This window comes from Brenneria corticis (assembly GCF_003115855.1).
In the GTDB taxonomy this organism is placed as follows: Bacteria; Pseudomonadota; Gammaproteobacteria; order Enterobacterales; family Enterobacteriaceae; genus Brenneria; species Brenneria corticis.
The window spans coordinates 338,326-360,451 of sequence record NZ_KZ819072.1 but is presented as its reverse complement, the minus strand read 5'-3'; the positions used below and the strand labels follow the sequence as shown (position 1 = coordinate 360,451).

Annotated in this window: 19 protein-coding genes, 1 tRNA gene and 1 pseudogene; 11 read left to right on the top strand and 10 right to left on the bottom strand. The window is 55.3% G+C overall.

Annotated features, from left to right (window positions below; genetic code table 11):
• Positions 1–187: 187 nt before the first annotated feature.
• A complete protein-coding gene (gene mqo, locus DDT56_RS03485; RefSeq protein WP_136165109.1) occupies positions 188–1,777 on the bottom strand; it encodes a malate dehydrogenase (quinone) in 1,590 nt (529 codons plus the stop codon).
• A gap of 379 nt (positions 1,778–2,156) precedes the next feature.
• Positions 2,157–2,918 carry a phospholipid-binding lipoprotein MlaA gene (gene mlaA, locus DDT56_RS03480; protein WP_136165108.1) on the bottom strand — a complete coding sequence of 254 codons (762 nt, stop codon included), beginning with the start codon at positions 2,916–2,918 and terminating at the stop codon, positions 2,157–2,159.
• Between the two features lie 353 nt (positions 2,919–3,271).
• Here mlaA and DDT56_RS03475 point away from each other — a divergent pair, with 353 nt between their 5' ends.
• From DDT56_RS03475 to DDT56_RS03465, 3 genes are all read left to right on the top strand, one after another.
• Complete coding sequence (locus DDT56_RS03475) at positions 3,272–4,219, top strand: formate/nitrite transporter family protein (protein ID WP_136165107.1); 948 nt, start codon at positions 3,272–3,274, stop codon at positions 4,217–4,219.
• A 76-nt stretch (positions 4,220–4,295) separates the two neighbouring features.
• A tRNA-Arg gene (locus tag DDT56_RS03470) sits at positions 4,296–4,370 on the top strand.
• 420 nt (positions 4,371–4,790) lie between these two features.
• On the top strand, positions 4,791–5,186 hold the full coding sequence (locus tag DDT56_RS03465; protein ID WP_136165106.1) for an H-NS family histone-like protein: 396 nt from the start codon (positions 4,791–4,793) through the stop codon (positions 5,184–5,186).
• A gap of 223 nt (positions 5,187–5,409) precedes the next feature.
• Here DDT56_RS03465 and DDT56_RS03460 read toward each other — a convergent pair whose 3' ends face one another.
• From DDT56_RS03460 to DDT56_RS03440, 5 genes are all read right to left on the bottom strand, one after another.
• Positions 5,410–6,243, bottom strand: a complete 834-nt coding sequence (locus DDT56_RS03460) for an ABC transporter ATP-binding protein (protein ID WP_136165105.1) — start codon at positions 6,241–6,243, stop codon at positions 5,410–5,412.
• Entirely contained in the window at positions 6,234–7,052 is an 819-nt protein-coding gene (locus tag DDT56_RS03455; RefSeq protein WP_246856710.1) for an ABC transporter permease, read from the bottom strand. The genes DDT56_RS03460 and DDT56_RS03455 overlap by 10 nt, the downstream gene beginning before the upstream one ends.
• 42 nt (positions 7,053–7,094) lie before the next feature.
• Positions 7,095–8,054 (bottom strand): ABC transporter substrate-binding protein, encoded by a 960-nt coding sequence (locus DDT56_RS03450; protein WP_168197564.1) that lies wholly within the window; start codon positions 8,052–8,054, stop codon positions 7,095–7,097.
• A gap of 55 nt (positions 8,055–8,109) precedes the next feature.
• Positions 8,110–9,708 carry a UbiD family decarboxylase gene (locus DDT56_RS03445; RefSeq protein ID WP_136165103.1) on the bottom strand — a complete coding sequence of 533 codons (1,599 nt, stop codon included), beginning with the start codon at positions 9,706–9,708 and terminating at the stop codon, positions 8,110–8,112.
• Between the two features lie 533 nt (positions 9,709–10,241).
• Positions 10,242–11,153: a DUF808 family protein gene (locus tag DDT56_RS03440; protein WP_136165102.1), complete on the bottom strand. Its 912-nt coding sequence runs from the start codon at positions 11,151–11,153 to the stop codon at positions 10,242–10,244.
• A gap of 225 nt (positions 11,154–11,378) precedes the next feature.
• On the opposite strand from DDT56_RS03440, the pseudogene DDT56_RS03435 reads away from it, so the two are divergent.
• The 3 genes and pseudogenes from DDT56_RS03435 to DDT56_RS03425 all read left to right on the top strand — a co-directional run.
• Positions 11,379–11,759 (top strand): annotated as a pseudogene (locus DDT56_RS03435) (D-arabinitol 4-dehydrogenase); the annotation flags it as partial.
• Positions 11,756–12,022, top strand: a complete 267-nt coding sequence (locus DDT56_RS03430) for a SemiSWEET family sugar transporter (protein ID WP_136165100.1) — start codon at positions 11,756–11,758, stop codon at positions 12,020–12,022. The pseudogene DDT56_RS03435 and the gene DDT56_RS03430, both read left to right, overlap by 4 nt.
• An 84-nt stretch (positions 12,023–12,106) precedes the next feature.
• On the top strand, positions 12,107–12,547 hold the full coding sequence (locus tag DDT56_RS03425) for a hypothetical protein (protein WP_136165099.1): 441 nt from the start codon (positions 12,107–12,109) through the stop codon (positions 12,545–12,547).
• A 69-nt stretch (positions 12,548–12,616) separates the two neighbouring features.
• Here the strand turns inward: DDT56_RS03425 and dbpA are convergent, their stop codons facing one another.
• On the bottom strand, positions 12,617–13,999 hold the full coding sequence (dbpA, locus tag DDT56_RS03420; protein ID WP_136165098.1) for an ATP-dependent RNA helicase DbpA: 1,383 nt from the start codon (positions 13,997–13,999) through the stop codon (positions 12,617–12,619).
• Positions 14,000–14,401: 402 nt separating this feature from the next.
• On the opposite strand from dbpA, the gene ypdK reads away from it, so the two are divergent.
• Complete coding sequence (gene ypdK, locus DDT56_RS25145) at positions 14,402–14,476, top strand: membrane protein YpdK (protein WP_121576320.1); 75 nt, start codon at positions 14,402–14,404, stop codon at positions 14,474–14,476.
• 175 nt (positions 14,477–14,651) lie between these two features.
• Here ypdK and DDT56_RS03410 read toward each other — a convergent pair whose 3' ends face one another.
• Positions 14,652–15,485 carry a prepilin peptidase gene (locus DDT56_RS03410; RefSeq protein WP_136165097.1) on the bottom strand — a complete coding sequence of 278 codons (834 nt, stop codon included), beginning with the start codon at positions 15,483–15,485 and terminating at the stop codon, positions 14,652–14,654.
• Positions 15,486–15,570: 85 nt separating this feature from the next.
• Positions 15,571–15,765 (bottom strand): hypothetical protein, encoded by a 195-nt coding sequence (locus tag DDT56_RS03405; RefSeq protein WP_136165096.1) that lies wholly within the window; start codon positions 15,763–15,765, stop codon positions 15,571–15,573.
• A 150-nt stretch (positions 15,766–15,915) separates the two neighbouring features.
• On the opposite strand from DDT56_RS03405, the gene DDT56_RS03400 reads away from it, so the two are divergent.
• The 4 genes from DDT56_RS03400 (at position 15,916) to DDT56_RS03385 (ending at position 22,118) form a co-directional block, all read left to right on the top strand.
• Entirely contained in the window at positions 15,916–17,505 is a 1,590-nt protein-coding gene (locus tag DDT56_RS03400) for an FGGY-family carbohydrate kinase (protein WP_136165095.1), read from the top strand.
• Positions 17,506–17,696: 191 nt separating this feature from the next.
• A complete protein-coding gene (locus DDT56_RS03395; protein ID WP_136165094.1) occupies positions 17,697–19,343 on the top strand; it encodes a signal transduction protein in 1,647 nt (548 codons plus the stop codon).
• 201 nt (positions 19,344–19,544) lie between these two features.
• Positions 19,545–20,951 carry an MFS transporter gene (locus DDT56_RS03390; protein WP_136165093.1) on the top strand — a complete coding sequence of 469 codons (1,407 nt, stop codon included), beginning with the start codon at positions 19,545–19,547 and terminating at the stop codon, positions 20,949–20,951.
• A 63-nt stretch (positions 20,952–21,014) separates the two neighbouring features.
• Positions 21,015–22,118 (top strand): mandelate racemase/muconate lactonizing enzyme family protein, encoded by a 1,104-nt coding sequence (locus DDT56_RS03385; protein ID WP_136165092.1) that lies wholly within the window; start codon positions 21,015–21,017, stop codon positions 22,116–22,118.
• Positions 22,119–22,126: the final 8 nt, after the last annotated feature.

The following is a 22,126-nucleotide window of genomic DNA, read 5'->3' as shown; positions in this document are numbered from 1 at the left end:
GGCTGAATACGGCCTGATAAGGCGCAATAAGAAGCGGATGATGACACTAGACGCGGTCATGGTCTGAAGGCAAAAAATATCGCGATCGCGACCTACGGTCGCTTATAAAACAAGAACCCCACGGAAAATGTGGGGTTCGTCAGCAATCTGAAAGGCCGCTTGCGCGGCCTTATCGATTATCGAACCGTTATTCCGGTTTTACTTCAATATAGTTCAACTGCAAGGTGCTGCTGGTGTAGCTGCGGATCTTATTGGTCAATTCAATATTGCCGTCCAGCGTCTGGCCGTAGGAAGGGATGATTTCCTTCAGCTTGGCCTGCCATTCCGGCGTCGCGACCTTATCTTTAAAGACCGTTTTCAGCAGGCTCAGCATGATCGGCGCCGAGGTGGACGCGCCCGGAGAAGCGCCCAGCAGGGCGGCGATGGAACCATCCTGCGAGCTGACAATCTCGGTGCCCAGCTTCAGCACGCCGCCTTTATCCTCATCTTTCTTGATGACCTGTACGCGCTGTCCGGCAATGACCAGCTTCCAGTCTTCTTTCTTGGCGTCGGGGAAATATTCCTTCAACGCGGCGAAACGGTCGTCGTCGTCCATCATCACCTGGCTAATCAGATATTTAACCAGATCGAAATTATCCAGCCCCACCTTCGCCATGGGCAAAGCGTTGGACAGGGTAACCGAATCGATCAGATCCCACAGCGAACCATTTTTCAGGAACTTGCTGGAAAAGGTGGCGAACGGCCCGAACAGCAGCACCGGCTTGCCGTCGAAAATACGGGTGTCCAGATGCGGAACCGACATCGGCGGCGCGCCGACGGACGCTTTGCCATAGACTTTCGCCAGATGGCGTTTCACTATTTCAGGATTTTCCGTTACCAGAAACTCGCCGCCGACCGGGAAACCGCCGTAGCCGTCAGCTTCCGGAATACCGGATTTCTGCAGCAGTTGCAACGCCGCCCCGCCCGCGCCGATAAAGACAAACTTGGCCTTGACCACGCTCTCCTTCTCGCCGTTTTTCAGATCGGCGTAGGTGATGCTCCAGGTGTTATCCGCATTACGTTTGATATCGCGGACTTCAGAATTGAGGTGCAGGGCGAAATTCTGCTTTTTCTGCAGAGAACTCACCAGCTGGCGGGTAATTTCGCCATAGTTTACATCCGTGCCGATGGGCATGCGCGTGGCGGCGATTTTCTGCGCCGGATCGCGGCCTTCGATAATCAGCGGCGCCCACTCTTTGATGACGTTCGGATCGTTGGAGAACTCCATCCCGCGGTACAGCGTGCTGTGCTGCATCGCTTCATAGCGGCGTTGCAGGAAATGGGAGTTTTCATCCCCCCACACAAAGCTGATGTGCGGCACGCTGTTGATAAAGGAGTGCGGATCGTGAAGCACGCCGTTTTTAACCTGATGCGACCAGAACTGGCGCGATATCTCGAAGGCTTCGGTGATCTCTACCGCTTTACTGATATTGACCGGGTCGCTTTCATTCTCAGGCTCCGGCGTGTAGTTCAGCTCCATAAAGGCGGAGTGACCGGTGCCGGCGTTGTTCCAGCCGTTGGAACTCTCTTCCGCGACATTATCCAGACGTTCGATCATGTCGATCGACCAGTCGGGCTGAAGCTCCTGCAAATAGACGCCAAGCGTCGAGCTCATAATACCGCCGCCAATCAGCACCACATCCGTGGTTTTGTCCGCGGTGCCGTTTTCTTGCGCCGTCGCCAGTGGGGCTACCCCAACCATGCTCAGGTATAAAATCATCGTGAGTAGTTTTTTCATGCTTATATCTCTATTCATTGAATTTTTATAATTGCAGGCAAATAGACTTTTCAGACATCCCTTATCGTCAGCAAGACCCTGCTCCTTTATAGCGAAAAACCATCATTTCATGACCTTTTTGTTAATACGGTTTTTAACAAAAAAATCAGTTGGCTGACTCTTTTCAGCAGCAAAGGGGCATCAGCTCTGGCCGGCAACGCAACATTATTGTTATCTGGGAGGAGAAAAGAAATTTTTGTAAGTAAATAAACAATCAACAATGTAATAACTTTTACGAAACAAACCGACTGATACCCCAATGGGAAACAAGTTTAGCAGCATTTTATAAAAGCTAAAGGCGCCCGCAGGCGCCTTGGGTCAGCACGACAATTACGCGTCGCTACTGGGCGGAGTCAATCTCGCCGAGCGAGTCTTCAATCGCCGCCGCATTGGGATTCACCGGCGCATTAAGCTGCCCGTCGCCGGCCAGAAAATCATGCCGCTGGAAATAGGCTTCGCGCACCATCAGGTAAGGATCGGAAGAGTTACTCAGCATTCCGTCGGAATCCAGCAACTGCGCCCGCGTTTCCAAACCTTCCAGCACCCATTTACCCGCCGACATCCAGAATGTCAGGTAGCTCAGCGCCGGATAGAGGGTGTCGACGTAACCGCCGCCGTCTTCACGGATGGTGACGCTGCCATAGCCAGGCAACACCACGTACGGCCCATACCCTACGCCGTAATTACCCAGCGTGCTGCCGAAACGGCGAGGCTCCTCTTTTGCCAGTTTGGGGTTAGCCATTGACGCCACGTCAATCAGACCGCCCATTCCCAACAGGGTATTGAGGAAGAAACGGTTGAAATGAATCATCGCCTTGTACGGCTTGCCTTCGACAAAGTAGTTCACCATCGCCGCGGGTTCGGACAGGTTGCCAAAAAAGTTGTTCAGCCCGTTGCGCGCCGGCGTCGGCACGTAATCCCGCCACGCCACGGCCGCCGGCCTTACCACATAAGGGTCCAGCACGTTGTAGTTAAAGCTGAACATGGAACGGTTGAAACCTTCAAGCGGGTCCGAACGCCCTTCTTGAGGGCGATCCCCGGAGCTGGCGCAGCCAACGAGCAACACGCTGGCAAACGCCACCCCACTCAGGCGGTAATTCATATCTGTTCTCCCTGTTTATACCCGTCATACTTCAAGCTGCAGATGCGTTGGCTGCGCCCAGTCCAACCGACTGAAAAGCAAGGGCGACATATCGGCCAACAGTGTAACATTTTATTGCTTCGCTTCTACTTCGGCTTGTGTATTCCCGTCTTTTCGGACGATTGTCAGACAACTCTCAATAATCCCCCGACGGGGGAAATACGGCCGATCCGCTCGGTTTAGCCGCGCCCGACGCACACGCCCCGCCCGCGTGACAAAATCATAGCATAGCCTGCCGCCGGACGACCGCCGCTACCAGATATGTCGAAAATGGCTACGCTATAACCATCAGCAGGAAAACAGAGGGAACACAGATGAACCAACCGTCAGCGAAAAAACCTATTCCCAAGGGAAAAGCCAAACAACGGAATGATGATAACGAAGTGGAAAGCGAAGAAAAAAACCAGGGAAAAGAAATCGAGATTGATGAAGATATCCTGCCCTCCCCCGCCGCCGCCATCCATGAAGAGATCCGTCAGGAAGGACAGAAGGAGCTGGAACGTGACGCCATGGCGCTGTTCTGGTCGGCCGTCGCCGCGGGCCTGTCGATGGGGACGTCGTTTATGGCCATCGGTATACTGCACATCAATCTGGTGGGCGTACCCGGCGCTTTTTTACTGCAAAGTTTTGGCTACACCATTGGTTTTGTCATCGTGATTATGGCTCGCCAGCAGTTGTTTACCGAAAATACCGTGACCGCGGTACTGCCTATCATGCAAAACCCGGCACGGCATAACTTTTATCTGCTGTCGCGGCTATGGGGACTGGTGTTGGGCGGCAATCTGGCGGGTACGGCGCTGGCGGCGCTGGCATTCACCTATATGCCCGTTTTTGACGGCGCCACCCGCGATGCGCTAATCGAGCTTTCCCTGAAAGTGATGAAAAACTCGCCGGGGGAAATGTTCTCCAACGCGGTGGTTTCCGGCTGGATTATCGCCACCATGGTCTGGATGTTACCCCGCTCCGGTTCAGCCAAAATATGGATCATCATCATCATGACCTGGCTGATCGCCTTCAGCAATCTCACTCACATTGTCGCCGGCGCCTCGGAAATTTTTTATCTGGTGTTTATCGGCCAAATCGCCTGGCAGGATTTTCTCTGGCCTTTCGCGCTGCCGACGCTGGCGGGCAACATTATCGGCGGCACCTTTATTTTCGCCCTGATAAGCCATGCCCAAATCCGTAACGACATGAGCAACCAAAACAAGAAAGCGCCGACGAACGGCAAGGAAAAACCGACGACGGGTAAAAAAGCGGCCTGAGTGCTGACACTTTGAGCAAACGAGCAGTCAAGTGCTTATTATCGGAGCCAAAATGAGTATAATGGCTCCGCGCTAAGTCCCCGTAGTTAAACGGATATAACAAGCCCCTCCTAAGGGCTAGTTACTGGTTCGATTCCAGTCGGGGACACCATCACACGCCAAGCGGCGCGCCCCGACCACCACCACTGTAACCCGGACAAAAAGCCTCAGGCGCCTGTATTAACCCTATTTGTCGCGCCAGCGTCATTGGGGCGGCAATAATCCCCAAAACTAAAAATCGTCCGACAACTAATCCCCTTTAGTTTTTCTTTTGCAGCCAGGTCGGTTTATCTCCACTGCCATTTAAATGATAGGGGAGATGGTCAATTAATTATGTGTGAACAATAGGAGAAATAAATATTCAGCTGATTTGCCGGCAAGCGGCATAAGGTGATAACTTATGGCATACCTGTTATATTTGAATGAAATCCAGATTTAACACAAGGTAATCTTTATATAGCAATACATCGGTCTCGTTTTAGCGCCAAATATCTTGTATGCTGATAATATCTTTTCAACATAAGGAACCCCAATGATGAGTTTTAACATCCTCAATAATGTCCGCTCTCTTCGTGCTCAGGCCAGAGATACCGATCTTGAGGTGCTTGAAGATCTGTTAAGCAAATTCACCGCCATTGTTGAAGAGCGCCGTGAAGAAGAAAGCAAAGTTCAAAAGGAACAGGCTGAGCGTCTGGCCAAACTGGAAGCGATTCGCGCTAAATTGCTTGAAGACGGCATAGACCCGGCTGAACTGTTGGAAAGTGTAAAATCTAAACCGGCCAAAGCAAAACGTCATCCCCGTCCCGCTAAATACAAATATATTGATGAGAACGGCGATGAAAAAACCTGGACCGGTCAAGGAAGAACGCCAAAAGCCATAACCGCGGCGCTGGAAAGCGGCAAAAAACTGGAAGATTTCGCCATCTGATACTTCCGCTATCGGTTTTTTAGCCGCTAATAATCGTTAGCGGCTAATATTCCCCTTCCCTATACCCTAAATAATAGACCCGCGTCTCTGCAATCAATACGGCATCCAGCCCATCGCCGACCGGTTAAATTTAAATGCCGTTAAAGACGGCGCTTATTAAAAACAAAATTAAAGCCATGTTGCTCATAATCCTTCCAGCGGTGCGCCGAGCACGCCGCGACATTCAGGAGGGCAGCGCCAAATTGGACCAGATGGCCTCCGTCAGTTGGATAAAGGCGGGATCGCCGCGCAGCGCGCGCAGGTGGCGCGGCCGCGGCAAGGTAACGCGGTAATCCGCGATGATGCTTGCCGGGCGGGCGCTGAAGACGATCACCCGGTCCGCGAGGGCCACCGCTTCCTCAATATCATGGGTGACAAAGATAATCGAGCGGCGTTCCGCCTCCCACACCCTGAGCAGTTCCCTGCCCATGGCGATCTTGGTTTGGTAATCAAGCGCGCCAAAGGGCTCATCCATCAGCATCAAAGAGGGCTGGTAGGCCAGCAGACGGCCCAAAGAAACGCGCTGGCGCATCCCGCCGGAGAGCTGATGCGGCCAGGCATGTTCAAAACCATCCAGATGCAGAAGCGTTATCAGCGCGGCAATGCGCTCGTCCCGCTGCTCCGCCGGCATCCCGCCCAGCTCGGCGCCGATGCGAATATTGCCGCTCACGGTTTTCCAGGGCAGGAGCGCATCTTTCTGGAACATAAAGCCCACGCCGGGCGGCGTGCCCGTCACCGGTTTGCCATCCACCATGCTGATGCCGCCGGAAGGTTGCAGCAAACCGCAAAGCGCGCGCAGCACGGTGGATTTTCCGCAGCCGCTCGGGCCGACGATGGCAATGAATTCGCCTTCCGCCACCGTCAGCGAAATCCCCGCGAGAACCTCAAGCTGCGCGCCATCCGCCAGGGGAAAAGCGACGCGAAGATCGCGCAATTCCGCGCGATAAGGCTGCGCCGTTGGCGGCCGGGGATCGCTCGCTCCCGCCCCCTCCTGATAAATATGGGTCGTTAACGCCACCGGATTATCCTCTTTTCAATAAAGCCGATCAGGTAATTGGCGCACATGGCCAGGACCATAAGCACAACCAGACCGCTGAACACCCCGGTGGTATCGAGCTGGCCGCCGGAGCTTTCAATGTACCAGCCCAGCCCCCGGTTGGATCCGATCAGCTCCCCGACCACCGCGCCAATCAGCGCCAGGCCGACGCCAATGCGAAACGAGGCCAGGATCCACGGCACCACCGCGGGAAAAAGCACGGTTCTGGCGATATACAACCGCCCTGCGCGCATCGATTTCATCAGGTCGATCTGGTCGGCATCAATGGTTCTGATGCCCTCCATCACATTGAGAATAAAGATAAAGATCACCATGGTGAACGACATGGTGATTTTGGAAAACAGGCCGATGCCGAACCACAGAATAAAAAGCGGCGCCAGCGCCACGCGCGGCAGGCCATACAGCCCCATGATGATGGGGTCGAGCAGGCGCGCCAGCCGCGGCGCGCAGGCAAGCCCGATGCCGACGGGCACGCCGACAATCGCCGCCAGCAGCAGACCGGCGGCGGCTTCCAGCAGCGTGGTGGAGGTGTGCAGCCACAGATGGCCGCTGAGCGCCAGCTCAAACAGGCGCTCGGCAATCATACTGGGGCGACTGCCCCAGAACGGATTGTACAGATGGTAAGAGGCCAGTTCCCAGAGCAGAAGCAGCACGATAATCAACGCCATCTGCGGCGCCACCGCCGAGCGCCACCCGGCGTGACGCCGCGCGGGCAAGCCGGCATTATTACGCCCGTTCATGGTTCTCCCGGGCAGGGTTGTCTTGAGCATGGCGGCTCCCGAACAGGGTTGCGAAAGGCATTAAAATCCCTCTCAGTGATGCGTGTTAATGGTGATATCCCGGTATGAGGAGACGTTCTCGTTCGGGGTTACCGTGCGAACAATCTCGCCAAGGGTGGCGTAGCTCTCCGGAGAAAGCACGCCATCGGTCGACAGGTAACCGGAGGTAACGTCAGTGATGATCTGCCGGATAAGCGCGTCGTCCTTGACCTCGGGGAACATCTCTTTAAGCGCCTTGGTCAGCACAAGCGGATCCTGATGAATCATCGCCAGCGCCTTGGTGATGGCCCGGGAAAGGGCGGCGGCCCGCTGCGGATTTTTCTCCAGCCAGCCGTCCGTCACGATCAGCCCCTGCGAGGGGTAGGCCAGCGTGCGGTAATCTTCCAGGATCTTGAACTTGCCGCTATCGGCGAGGGTGATCTGGATATCCGGGGTGGTGAACATGCCGGCGGAGATGGCGCCGGCCTGAATGGCGGCCCGCTGCGCGCCGGCGCGGCCAACGGCGATAAGGCTAAAATCCTTATCCGGATCGAGGCCGATTTTGCGAATGGCGTAGCGCACCGTGGTATCCGTCAGGCTGCCCGCGGAGGTGATGCCGATTTTTTGCCCTTTGAGATCCGCGAGACGCGTCGCGGACAAATCGGCCCCGGCGAGCAACGCGTAGCTGTGGCGGTCAGCCAGGGAGACCAGCACCTTTCCCCCCAGCCCCCTTTCCTGTAGGCGAACCGCATGTTCGACCGCGCAGATGCACGCATCAACGCTGCCGGATGCCAGAGCCTGAATCGCCGGGCCGCCGCCTTTGAAATCGAAACGTTGATAGGAAAGCCCTTCGGCTTTAAGCAGCCCCTCCTGGTCGGCAACGATAATCGGCAGCGACGCGGCCGATGTCTGCGCCGCGCCGATTTTAATGACGGACTCCTGGGCGGCGGCAACCGAAAACAGTCCGCTGATGGCAACCAGCGCCCCGATAAGTATGGCGTTTTTCGTTAGCATAATATTTCCCTGAAGAGTAAGAAGGTCTGGCGTTGAGGATAAATAAACGACGCATTCACTGCGGAAAACGCACGGCAAACTCTGAGCCGCGTTCGCACATCCGCCCGCGGGCATCCTGCCATAGCCGCTGCGTGCCGTGCAGTTTGCCCAGGGCGCGGGCGACGGTTTCGAAGTTGTAGCGCCCAAGCGCATCAGCGATGTCGGTATAAAAACGCGGCTCCGTGCGAATCATGGCCAGGATCTCATCGGCTACGGCGTCAATCTGCGCATCACTTGCCGTGGTTCCGTCCACGTCCGCTTTGCCGGCGATATACTCCTCCAGCCGCGCGCTATCCGCATAGGCGTAGGCGATGCGCTCAAAGCGCTCGTGGGGGATCCCCTCCGAAATGGTGGCGTCAATCCCCAGTTTCGCCGTGGTAGGCACCACGCCGGGCGGCGTCACCGGCAGGCTGGGATCCAGCGGTTTGCCCCGCGCGCCGCTGATGACGACGAGATCCTTGTCCGCCTGCACGCGGGTGGCGATGGCCCATTCGACGTCCACCGGATTGAAGACGTCGATATCGTCGTCAACCACCACCACATGTTTAAGATCCATAACCGAAAGCGCGGCGAGCAAGGCGTTTTTCCCCTCGCCCGCCTGTTTTCTGATGGAGATAACCGCGTGCCAGAATGCGCATCCCCCCAGGGTGACGTTGATATCCTTGACCGTCACGCCCGCCGTCTTCAGCGCCTGGCGAATCTGCGTGTAGCGGGTAGGCGCGGCGAGCCAGGTATTCTCCCACGGCATATGCAGCGCATAATAAATGGCGTCCTTGCGCCGGCGGATCGCTTTTACCCGCACGATCGGGTTCCAGTGCAGGCCGCCCATCAGCCGGGTAAACTCGCCGAAGCGGCCTTCCGGATAGACCCATCCCGTCGGCAGGATCTCCGCTTCGATAACAATTTCCGCATCCGCGATACAGGGCACGTCGATCAGGTGGCCGGGCGCGAGCTCGACCGGCGTCTCGCGCAGTCCGCCGGCGATCGCCATTTCGTCGACGCCGAGCGGCGCGCGAAATCCCGAGCCCATGATTTCATAGGGATGCGTGCCGATAGAAATGGAGATGGGACAGGGTTTTCCGGCCTCGAACGCCCGCTGGGCGAAAAGCCGCATATTGTTTGGGGTAACGAGATCGATACCGGTAAGATCCTTCTCCTTGACGATAAAACGATAGATGCCGGAATTGAGGCCGAACTCGGGATCGCGGGCAATCACCACCCCGGCGGTGATCATCGGGCCGCCGTCATAGATCGAACTCATGGGAATCGGCAGCTTGTACAGGTCGATGTCGTCTCCCTCAAGCACCACCTCCTGTATGGGGGACGTCGCCACCCGCGTCGGCGGGAGCGGATTATCGATGGCCTTTTGCAGCTTGCCCTCTATCTCCTGATAAGCCTGACACCCCATCGACATGATGACCCGCTTTTGCGAACGGATGATGCCGGAAACAACCGGAATATCGTAGCCGATGACGTGGTGAAACATGATGGCCTTATCGGACTGATCGACCAATGTCGCAATATGGCGGATATCTACCGGCTGTCTGAAATCAATGAGTTCGCCCTCATTTCTTAATCGCTCGATAAACTGCCGAAAAGATTCATTATCTTTCATCGCTATCCTGTATCGCTTTAATTAATTCGGGTACGAATTGAGTTGATGAATATCTTTGTCCCGGCATCCGTGGCGGTATTGCTTGCTGATCAATATATTGCAGCGCAAGCGCTGCAAGGGTATTCATGCCCTGGTTTTCAATAGGGAATCAAACAAAGACGCCATAAAAAAACATACCGATATTCCATTGTAAAATGAGAAAAAAAACTATCTATAGCCAATTTATCTCTAGACTGGGACTCTCAAAGGGAAGATAAAGGCGGCGGGAATTTATCGGTTTTTATCGGCTTATTTTGCCGCTTCGCCATATTCAACCGCTTTAAAAAACATAAGCATGGCTAATAAAACATCAGGATAAAAATAAAAATTCAATAATTACAATATGATTAATATAAACGTTCGCGGCGGTTAATTAATATTTTTTCCGCCGGAAGGTTAACGTTATTTAAAAAGGCAGGTTTATTTCAATCAGGCTACAAATAAACACCAGAGCAGGCGCTATTCCGCTCTGATGTTGCTCACATGCGCCTAACTTATTTCTTGCCGCGTAAACGGGATATCACCGTTACCGCAAACAGTACGACGGCGCCGACGATAAAACCGATAATCAGGTTGGCCAGGTTGTCCGTCAGCACCGCGCCAAAGCCGCCGAATTTCTCCCCAAAATCGGTAACGGCGTGATGAAGCAGCGGCCAACCGTGAACCACAATGCCGCCGCCGACCAAAAACATCGCCAGCGTCCCGACGACAGAAAGGATTTTCATCAGCCAGGGCGCCGCCACCAGCAGCGCGCCTCCCACCTTTTGCGCCACGTAGGAGGCCCGCTGTTCCAGCCACAGGCCCAGGTCGTCCAGCTTGACGATACCGGCCACAATGCCGTATACGCCGACGGTCACCAGAATGGCGATACCGGACAGGACGAGAACCTGATTAAGCAGCGGCGATTCCGACACAATGCCCAGCGTAATCGCCACAATCTCGGCCGAAAGGATAAAATCGGTGCGTATCGCCCCTTTCACCTTGTCATTTTCGTAGCCCTCGGTGTCGGCGGACTGCGCCGCAGCCAGTAATCGCTGCTGGCGGGCTTCCGGCGTCTTTTCCGCTTTATCCTGATGCAGGCTGTGCATCACCTTTTCCACGCCCTCATAGCAGAGAAAAGCGCCGCCGATCATCAGCAAAGGAGTTATCAGCCAGGGGATAAACGCGCTGATCAGCAAGGCCACCGGCACCAGAAACAGCTTGTTAAGAAAGGAACCTTTCGCCACCCGCCACACCACCGGTAATTCACGGTTCGCCTTAACGCCGCTTACCTGCTGGGCATTCAGGGAGAGGTCGTCCCCCAATACCCCGGCGGTTTTTTTAACCGCCATTTTTCCCATCACCGCAATATCATCAAGCAACGTAGCAATATCATCCAGCAGCGTGAGTAAACTTGCTCCAGCCAAAGTGTTGTTCCTTATTCCAGTTCGTTATGTCGACAGTGGGGACAGCCCCGTATTTCAGCACTCAGCATAGACGCAATTCCCGCAGAATCCTACTCGCCGCGCACGGGAAAAAGGGAGACAACCACTGGCACATGGCATTGTGCAACATCCGCAACAGCCCCACGCAAAAGACCCTGCGACAGCTAAAAACCCAGAACGCCGCTATGAAACCATCGACGTTTTAGTAATCGCGGGGTGCGCGATACCGTCGCTCGCGTGTCATCCGACAGCATCGCCAAACTGCATGGTTTTATCGTCTCCACCTTAAAAGATGGCTATCGCCAGGGGAAAATACCGCAGGCGACGCTGCGTCTGCCGGCGCTGTTCTTTCTTTTTATGCAGCGCCATCACCACGGAGAACTGTCGTTCAGCTACCAGGAACGCGCTATCGACACCCTGGATGTGCAACGTATTTTCAGCGCCGATGACCCGCCGGCCGCCTTTGCCGACCAGCCCGTTCTGTTCGGCTCGGTGCGTCGTCAAACAGCGTTTACCGAACATCTGCGCGCGGCCGTTGACGAGGTTCAGACCAGGATCCATACGTCACCCGAGGGGAAAATAAGATGAAAAAACATTTGCTGATCGTGCTGGGAACGGTCGTCGCCGCCGCGCTGTCGATACTGACGTTCTATCAGTTGCCGATAGCGCTGGGAACGCTGGCCGCATGGGTCACCACCGGCTCCTTCTTCTTGCAGGTGGTGCACATTATTCGTAATAAAGATACCACCGGCATCTCGCTCGGCATGTACGCGGCGCTGTTCTTCGGCGTTTCCTGCTGGACCGCCTACGGCCTCAAGGTACAGGATGTGCCGGTCAAGCAGGCAAATTAAGACTTAACCGAGCATACGGGCCATGCTGATCGGCGGCCGTTGCTGCTATACTCGATTTTTCACTTTTTCATCAGGTTACCCTTAATGCGCTATCTATTTCCCCTGCTGTTATCGCTGGCGGTCGTGAGTTGCAGTACGTCACAGCCCAGACTAAATGATATTCGGTCCGTTCCCCCCAGCCGTCTGATGCTGTATCAGAACACCCCGACCACGCCCTATGCGACTCTGGTGGTCGTGCGGGATAAAGGCTGGCTGGCGGGCACCTGCCGCATCGGCGTGATGATCGATAATGAATTCGCCGGCTCCATCGCCTCGGCGGAGAAAGCCGAGTTCAGGATCCCCGTCGGGCAACATACGGTGAGTCTGGGACAGGATGGCTATTATAATAACGCCTGCGTCTGGCGCGATACCTCAGGTAGTCAGACGCCGTTCCTGAAAGCAGGAGAAACCCGCTTCTTACGCATCAGCGGCAACACCGGGGAAGGTTTTACCCTGAAACCCACCGCGGAATTCGCCGCGCAGTAACCGTCGGCAGGATGGGAATTGCCCTGCTTTGATAACAGGGCAATATGTGGACGGAGATGATTGCTCGGCTTACTTCAGCAGCCGCACCTTGCAGCTTTTTCCTTTGATTTTCCCCTGCTGCAACTGTTGCAGCGCCCGTTTGGCGCTGGCTTTACGGATAGCGACATAGGCGTGAAGCGGGAACATATCGATTTTACCCACCTCCGCCGCCGTTAGCCCGGCCTCTCCGGTCAGGGCGCCGAGAATATCCCCCGGACGGATTTTGGCTTTCCGACCGCCGTCGATGCACAGCGTCGCCATTTCCGGCTCCAGCGGGGTCGCTGCCCCGCGACCGATCTCCGCCGCCGGCGTCCAGTTAATGCGTATTCCCAGATAATCCTCTATCAGATGGGCGCGGCTCATTTCCTGCGGAGTACACAGGCTGACGGCCAGCCCTTCCATCCCCGCGCGGCCGGTTCTGCCGATGCGGTGCACGTGCACTTCGGGGTCGAAGGCCAGCTCGAAATTCACCACCAGTTGCAGATCCTTGATATCCAGACCGCGGGCGGCGACGTCGGTGGCCACCAGCACACGGCAGCTGCGATTGGCAAAACGCACCAGCACCTGATCGCGATCGCGCTGTTCCAGATCGCCGTGCAGCGCCAGCACGCTTATGCCGCGCGCATCCAGCGCGTCGAACACGCTCTGACAGTCACGCTTGGTGTTGCAGAACACCACGCAGGAAGCGGGCTGATAGTGGCTCAGCAGGTCAATCAGCAGCGGCACGCGCCGTTCTTTGTCGGTTTCATAAAAACGCTGTTCGATGGCGGGCTCATCCCCGTCCTCGGCGACTTCGAAATTCACCGGCTGGCGTTGCACGCGCGCGCTGATTTGCTCAATCTCCGGCGGATAGGTGGCGGAAAACAGCAGCGTCTGACGGTCGGACGGCGCATAGCCAATCACGTCATCAATGGCTTCGGTAAAGCCCATATCCAGCATCCGATCGGCCTCATCCAGCACCAGCACTTTCAGGGACTCCAGCGACAGCGAACGCCGGCGCAGGTGATCCTGGATACGCCCCGGCGTTCCCACCACGATATGCGGAGCATGCACCAGCGAGTCGATCTGATGTCCCATCGGCTGCCCGCCGCACAGGGTCAGGATCTTGATATTCTGCGCAAAGCGCGCCAGACGGCGCAGCTCCTTACTTACCTGATCCGCCAGTTCCCGCGTCGGACACAGCACCAGCGCCTGGGTAGTAAACTCCCCGACCACGATGTGATTGAGCAAACCGATGCCGAAGGCGGCCGTTTTGCCGCTGCCGGTTTTCGCCCTGGCGCGCACGTCGGCGCCGCTCAGGATGGCCGGCAACGCCGCCGCCTGCACCGGCGTCATGGCGCTATAGCCCAGCTCATTAAGATTGGATAACTGCCCGGCCGGCAGCGCGAGGGAGGAAAAAGAGGTTGTGCTCACAGTGATTACTCTATTATTACCAAAGGCAACATGACGAAAGGCGACGCCAGTACAGCGAACGGCGCGTGATTTTGCCGCAATAATAACAGAGATAACCGCCATTGCCCGATTTACCTGACAAACGGCGGCGAAATCGCCCGCGGACCGCCAAACGCCGGCAATAAAACCCCAACGCTTTTTAATGCTATTTCAGCAAATATAGTACCTGAGACCTCTTGAATTATGTCCCCTACTCGGCGTAGATTTAGCGCCGATCCCGTTATGATCGGAGCGTGCTCCGGTGATGACAATGGGAAGCTGTTTCCCTGCTGCGAACTGGTAACCGGTGTAAACATTTCCCTTCCATAATAAAACGCACAATCGGGATCGTTGCTGGCGTGGTTTCTGCTGGAGAATATATCGGTGAAATATTTTTTTATGGGTATCTCATTTTGTCTGGTTGTCTGGGCGAGTACGTTTATGCTGATGGTGGAATAACCATCGGTTATTTGCCCGACAGACACTAATCCGCGGGGCAGGAAGCTAACCAAAGAAACAATTTTAAGCAGGCTGACGGGGTTACGCCGTCAGCCTATTTTTATGGTCGCCATGATTATCCCGGCCGGCATTTCTCCGCTGCTTTTAAACCGCCCGGGCTAAATGTCATTATGCGCTACAACAGAGCCAGCGCCCCCAGCGCCCCCAGCGCCAGCCAGGGCCCAAACGCCAGCGGCCGGTCGGCCTTTTCCCGCCGCAGCCTGCGCCACAATAGCGTAACCACCAGCCCGCTCAGCGCGGCGATCAGCAGCAGATTGGGCAGCGCCCGCCATCCCAGCCAGCCGCCCAGCGCGGCCAGCAGCTTAAAATCGCCGTAGCCCAGCGCCTCTTTGCCGCGGAGAAGCTTAACGCCCCAATACAGCAGCCACAGAGACAGGTAGCCCGCAACCGCCCCCACGACCGCCTCATCCAGCGGAACAAAGGTTGCGGAGAGATTAAACAGCAGTCCCAGCCACAAGAGCGGCAACGTCAGGCTATCCGGCAGCAGCTGCGTTTCGCTATCAATCGCCGCCAGCGCCAGCAGAAAGGAGCACAGCACCAATCGCCCCCATAGCGCGTCTCCCGGCGGGTATTGCATGCCCGCCGTCAGGAAACCCAGCGCGGCGAGCGACTCAACCAGCGGATATCGCCCGCAAACCGGCCGCCGGCAACAGCGCGATCGCCCACGCAGCCACAGCCAACTGAACAGGGGAATGTTGTCTTTCAGCGCAATCCGCCGCCGGCAGTGCGGGCAGCGCGAAGGCGGCCAACACAGGTTGAAACCTGGCTCCGCCTCGGGCGCCGCCATCCCCAGATATACCCGCGCCTCACGTTGCCAGCGGCGTTCCAGCATGATTGGCAGACGGTAAATAACCACATTCAGAAAACTGCCGACCATCAGCCCGCTGAATGCCAATAGGCATAGCCACCCTCCATACCATCCTTGCGCAAACGCAGTCAGCCACTCCATATCTAGCCCTAACCATCGCTATAATCTGCATCAACCGATGCTGACACACTTAGAAAACCGCGCCAACACCCGCTGTTTACCGCGATTATGCCGTTGCGAACCGCCGCGCAATAATGGCGGCAACACCTCGAACGCATAGCATTAACCTGCGCAGTAAAACGCAACGCCGGTGCTCGTCAGCGCGCTCCAACGGCAGTTTGGAAATATCCACGCCGCCAGGCGCCTGCGCCACGGCAAAGACCGACACCAGCACACCGTATTGCTGTTTCAGCACCGCCATGCCGAGATAGATCGGATAATGTTATTCATTGTTATTTAAATTGATTATTTTTTGAACATCGATCGAGCTCACAAACCCAGCGTAAATCCGTTGTTTCTTTCGTTTGCTTAAAATATCTTGCTAACTCGAGTTAGCAAAAGAGATAAAGCGATGAGAGATGCGTGTTTTATTGGCGTGGATGTCGGGTCAGCCAGTGTCAGGTCAGGCGTTTTCGACCGTAACGGCCAGCGCCTTGCCTTTGCGATACGCCCGATAAACCAGTTCCATCCGCGTGTGAATGTGGTGGAGCAATCGTCCGTCGAAATTTGGCAGGCCGTCTGCGACACGATTAAAGAAGCCGTGACGTTATCTGGCGTTGCGTCAGAGCAAATTCGGTCAATCGGGTTTGACGCCACCTGCTCGCTGGTCGTGGTGGGACCGAACGGCCGCCCCATCTCGGTTTCTGAACAAGGTGAAACTGAACGCGACATCATCATGTGGATGGATCATCGAGCGGATGGCGAAACCGCCGCGATCAACGCGACGGGCGACGACGCGCTGCGCTACGTAGGCGGCGAGGTCAGTATCGAGATGGAACTGCCCAAAATCCTGTGGCTTAAGCGGCACTTTCCGGAACGCTATCAACAGGCATGGCGCTTATTCGACCTGGCGGATTATCTGGTGTGGAAAGCAACGGGCGCAGATGTGGCCAGCGTGTGCACGCTGACATGCAAATGGAACTATTTGGCGCACGAGAACCGCTTCAGCGCATCTCTGCTCACCGCTATCGATTTGACTGACCTGCCTGCCAAAATTCCCGCCCACATTCTCAATCTCGGTGAAAAAGCCGGCTATCTTCAGGAGCACGTTGCTCGCCAGTGCGGGCTAACACCACAAGTCGTGGTTGCCAGCGGCATCATTGACGCTCACGCAGGCGGATTAGCGCTGATCGGCCAGCAACCACAGGGCAGCCTGGCACTGATTAGCGGAACGTCCAACTGCCATATGCTGGTGAGCCGGGAACCCGTCATGGTGCCGGGCGTATGGGGCCCCTACTGGAGCGCCATGTTGCCGCAATGGTGGCTGAACGAAGGCGGACAAAGCGCGGCGGGCGCGCTGGTTGACTGGACATTGCGCCAGCATAGCTGCTGGCAGCCCTTGCAGCAGGAAGCGGAGAAACAAGGGTGCAGTCCATATACGTTGCTGAATCAATGGGTTGACTCGCTTGAACAACGAGAATTCCACCCCACGCAACATTTACATGTGTTGGCCGATCATCATGGCAACCGTTCGCCACGGGCTAACCCTCACGCCCGCGGAGCAATTTTCGGCCTGACATTGGAACAAGGCCCCGACTCGCTCGCCCGGCTTTATCTCGCCACCTTGCAGGCGATTGCCTATGGCACCCGCCACATTATCGACAGCCTCAATGAGGCAGGTCATCGCATTCACAGACTGGTGCTATGCGGCGGCGCAACCAAAAACCCTCTATGGCTACGTGAGTACGCCAACATTACCGGCTGTGACATTCATCAGGTAAGGGAAGACGATGCCGTGACCTTGGGAGCCGCGTTGCTAGGCGCCGTCGCCTGCGGCGAATATGACTCGTTGCCTGAGGCCGCCGCCGCGCTGGTTTACCCAGGAAAGATCGTGAAAGCAGACAAAACGCAGCAGGATTTCCACGATGCAAAGTACCGCGTCTATCTCCAGATGTATCAGGACATCCAGCGTGCAAAACAACAGATGCAATATCCATTTTGAATATTTCCGGCAGGTTTCAACGTGCGGAATAACCGCAATCGACCAACCGGATAAATAAAGACAATCAAATAGCAGGAAAACGAACCGGCGCCCGAAAGATGACAAAGTCTGTGTTTTTGGATGAATCGCTATTACACGGGCGATTGTACTCAAACAGGGTATGAACATTCATTTTAAACCAGGAGAAAAACATGCTGAAACTCACGCTCCCGCCGCCTCCGGCAACGATCACGGCCGCTCAGAACGAAGTTCTGCTGGTCACCAACGCAGATTTACGCGAACCGGCAAACCTCACCTGCTGGCCCACGCAACAGCAGTTTGAAACCCGCTTACAGACCGCGCTGGAACGACTCGGCTACCAGATGAAACGAGCCCATTCCGTTGATAAACAACGCGGACACGGCTTTATCAGCAGTCAGAAAGAAGGCAGTGATTTATTTGCGGCGATTCACCCGGAAGCGCCGATTATTGTGCTGCTCACCGCCTGGCAGTATTCCCACCATATCGCGCCATCGCTGGTACACCATCGGGGGCCCATCCTGTTGCTGGCCAATTTCGACGGCACCTGGCCAGGTTTGGTCGGGATGTTATGCATGGCCGGCAGTCTGACCAGTCTGGGCCGTCCATTCTCCCGTTTGTGGTCCGAAAGCTTTGAAGATGAGCCCTTTTTACAGGGACTGAATACGTGGCTGCGCGATGGCGCCGTAAATCATAAAACCCGCTACCTGCGCGATATCCCGCCGACACATGAAGTCATGTCCAGCCATGCAGGGAAAATCGGTCGTCAGGTCGGCCAATATATTCTGCAACACAAGGCGATTGTCGGGCTGTTTGATCCGTTTTGTATGGGGATGATTAACGGCGTCTTCCCGCAACAGGCAATGATCAATACAGGTATCCCGGTTGAGTCGCTGTCGCAATCGGCCCTGCTGGTTGAGATGGCGAAAGTCCCTCTTTCGTTACGAGAAGATTGCCTGCAATGGTATCAACAGCGAGGAATGCAATTCCAGTTTGGTGATGATGGTCGTCAGCATTTAACCCGGGAACAAGTGCTGGAACAGTGCGCCATGATGATCGCTATGGCGCGTTTTGTGAAACGTTTTGGTTTAAGCGCCGTCGGCGTTCAATACCAGCAAGGGCTAAAAGATTGCTGCGCCGCCTCCGATTTTGCCGAAGGCGCTATAGGAAATGCGGAGCGCTTCCCCATCCCCGATGAAAACGGCGAGATTATCTGGCCCGATCGCGCCATTCCTTGTGTTAACGAAGTCGACATGGGCAGCGCCATCCCGCAGGTGATGCTGGCGCGGCTGCTGGAGGCGCTGGGAATGCCGGCGGAAACCACGCTGCACGACATCCGCTGGGGCAGCGAATATCAGGGCACCTTCTACTGGGACTTGGAGATTTCCGGCGCGGTGCCGTTCGCCCATCTCCGGGGCGGCATCGCCGGCGCCACCGGCTACCGCCAGCCGCCGATGTTCTTCCCCTACGGCGGTTCGACCATCACCGGTCAGGGCAAGGCGGGGCGCTTCATCTGGGCGCGCGCCCACTACGAGGGCGTTCAGGTGGTGATGCATATCGGCACGGGAACCGGCGTCGAATTGCCGGAAGCGGAGTTCGAACGCCGCCGCCGCGCCACCAACTACGAATGGCCGCTGCTGAATGCGGTGCTGGACGGCGTCACCCGTGACGACCTGATGGCCGGGCATCAGAGCAACCATCTCACCGTCGCTTACGTGGAAGAAGCCGCGTTGCCCGAAGTGCTCAAAGCCTTTGTCGCTCAGGCGCTGACGCAGAATATCCGGGTGTATGCCGCGGGCGATGCGGTACTGCTTTTATAGAGAAAGAAGAAATTAATAAATAAATGAAGTTAGGTCTGCCTCACCAGGGAAATAAAGTGCAGGCAAGCTGCCCTACAAATTCATGTAACCCAAAATACAGCCAGCAAATAGTCATTCCATTAAATGATTGCTGCCGGCATATCAATAACAACATGTGAAAGTGCGCAGGCATTTTCGCTAATCGGGTAAGTGAGAGGCTTTATGTACCAACAGCAAAATATTGAAACGCTGCTCCAGACGGCAAAAAGACGACTTGATCTTCAGGAAGCACCGGGATCCACCAAAGCTGGCTGGCTGATGATTACCGCTCTCCTGATTGAGTCCTGGGATATCTATTCTATGGCTTTCATTCTGTTTGCCTTGAAAGATATTTATGAACCCAGCAGTTGGTTGCTCGGTTTCACCGCCGCCGGGACGCAGATGGGGGCTGTTATTGGCGCCCTGTTGGGCGGATGGCTGACTGATAAAGTGGGAAGACGGAAAATATTCCTTGGCTCGATGATCGCATTTGCTATTTGTGCCATTTTACAAGGAATCGCACCTAACATGTATTGGTTGGCGATTATTCGTTGTTTCGCCGGAATCCCGGTCGGAGCGGATGTTGCAAACGGTTTTACCTACATTATGGAAGTCATGCCGAAAGGCAAACGAGAAGTCATGGCGAACCGTTGGCAATTCATGTTTGCGATCGGCATTATCGCAGCCATTATCCTCGTCACCAGTTTAATTGCCATTGGTGTGCATAACGATTATATCTGGCGCATCGTGTTGGCCTTCCCCGCTATTCCTGCCTTTATATTGCTGTTACTGCGTCGGGAATTACCTGAAACTCCGGCCTGGTTTGTCGAACGGGGACGTTTCATCGAAGCGAAAAAAGCGGCGAAAGAATACTATGGCGAACAGGATGGCCGTCTGCTGGACGACATACTGCCTGACGAAAATATCAAACTGGAGTCGCCGACGGTGAAAGAGGCGCTGCATGATTTGTTCAGTCAACGTTTCTCACGCCGAACAACGGTGTTTGGCTGGATCTCATGTGCCGTGCAATCCTTTGAGAATTATGCATTTTCGTTCTACCTGCCATTAATTTTGGCTACCATCGGTATCTCAGGTCAGATCCAAAATAACCTTGCCCTACTGTTTGTGAATTGTATTGCAGCGATTTCAGCATTGGTCGGTCCCCTGTTGTTGCCGAAATTAGGTCACAGAGGATTGAGCCAGTACGGTTTCCTGTTTGTCGTTATTGGGATCCTGATCGCTGCTTACGGGGTTTATACCCTGAATTATCTACTAATCACCAGCGGGGCGGCGCTGATGCTATGGGGGCACTACTGGGATTCTGAAAGCGGTATGACCGTTATCTCCCTGGTTGCCAAACCCAAATATCGTGGTGTCGCTTCCGGGATCGGTTACACCATTGTGAAGATTACGGCTTTTGTCACCACATTGGTTTTCCCGCCTCTTTTCGAAGTGTTAGGCGTGCCCATTGCTTCCGCCATTATCGCTATCGCACCTTTCTTCGCCTTCCTGGCGGCTACTTTCCTGCTGCCGGAAGTCTTTGGTCATGCTGCCGGCGATAATCAGGAACATGTGCAAGTGACTAAATAATTTCAATTCAACCAACGTATGCATCCTTCCATGCATACGTTTAACTGAGAAAAAGGAACGACTATGACCCGTACTCAAATGCCCATCATTGAAAATATTGAGCTAATGACTGCCCGTGTGCCGCTGCCTGAAGGACCCTGGGGCGACCAGATCCACCATGTTACCGATATTGAAGTTTCAATTGTCGATGTCTATGGTTCAAACGGCTTGGTTGGCACCGGATTCAGCCATACGTCAGGCTGGTGTGGTTCGACCATCTCCGCGCTGATTAAAGAGATTATTCCGGATGTCATCGGCCAGCCGCTTTCGCCGCGCGGTCTCTGGCATCGCTCCTACAAGTATATTCATGACGTCGGGGGCGCGGGGGTCACGACCCATGCGTTGGCAGCCCTCGATATCGCCTACTGGGATCTGCTGGGAAAAACGTTAAACGCACCGATCGTGGATATTCTCGGCCGAGTGCGCGACCGCGTACCGCTCTACGGCAGCGGTATCAACCTGCATCTCTCCGTTGAGGAAGTCGTAGAGCAGGTTCGGCGCTGGAAAGGCATCGGTTATAAAGCGGCGAAAGTGAAAGTGGGTAAGCCGGATCTGGAAGAAGACGTTGAACGACTGCGGAAAATTCAGGAGGCGGTCCCCGGTTTCCCTCTGGCTGTCGATGCCAATCAGGGCTGGAATTTCCCTCAAGCGTTGCGAGCTTTCAAGTTGTTTGATCCACTGAATTTACTCTGGATCGAGGAACCGTTGCCTTCCGATGACATAGTCGGCCATCTCAAACTGCGTGAACGTAGCAATACTCCGATCGCGCTGGGTGAGAATGTCTATAACGTTAATCAGTTTACTCAATATATCGAAAGCGGCTGTGCTGATTATATTCAGGCCGATCTGGGTCGTGTCGGTGGTATCACCGGATATCTGGACATTGCGGCAGTCGCCCGTGCGCATAATTTACCGATGACGCCGCATTTTGTCATGGAACTCAGCGCCAGTTTACTGGCTGCCGTACCGAATATTTCCTATGCGGAAATGACGGACGGCGGACGCTGGAAAGACTTACGCATCATCGCTTCGGCCGGTGAAGAAGTCGATGGTCATTATGTGCCCAGCGATCTTCCTGGTCACGGCATAATCCTCGATCGCGATTACCTGCGGTCTCACCAGATCTAAGCCCCGAA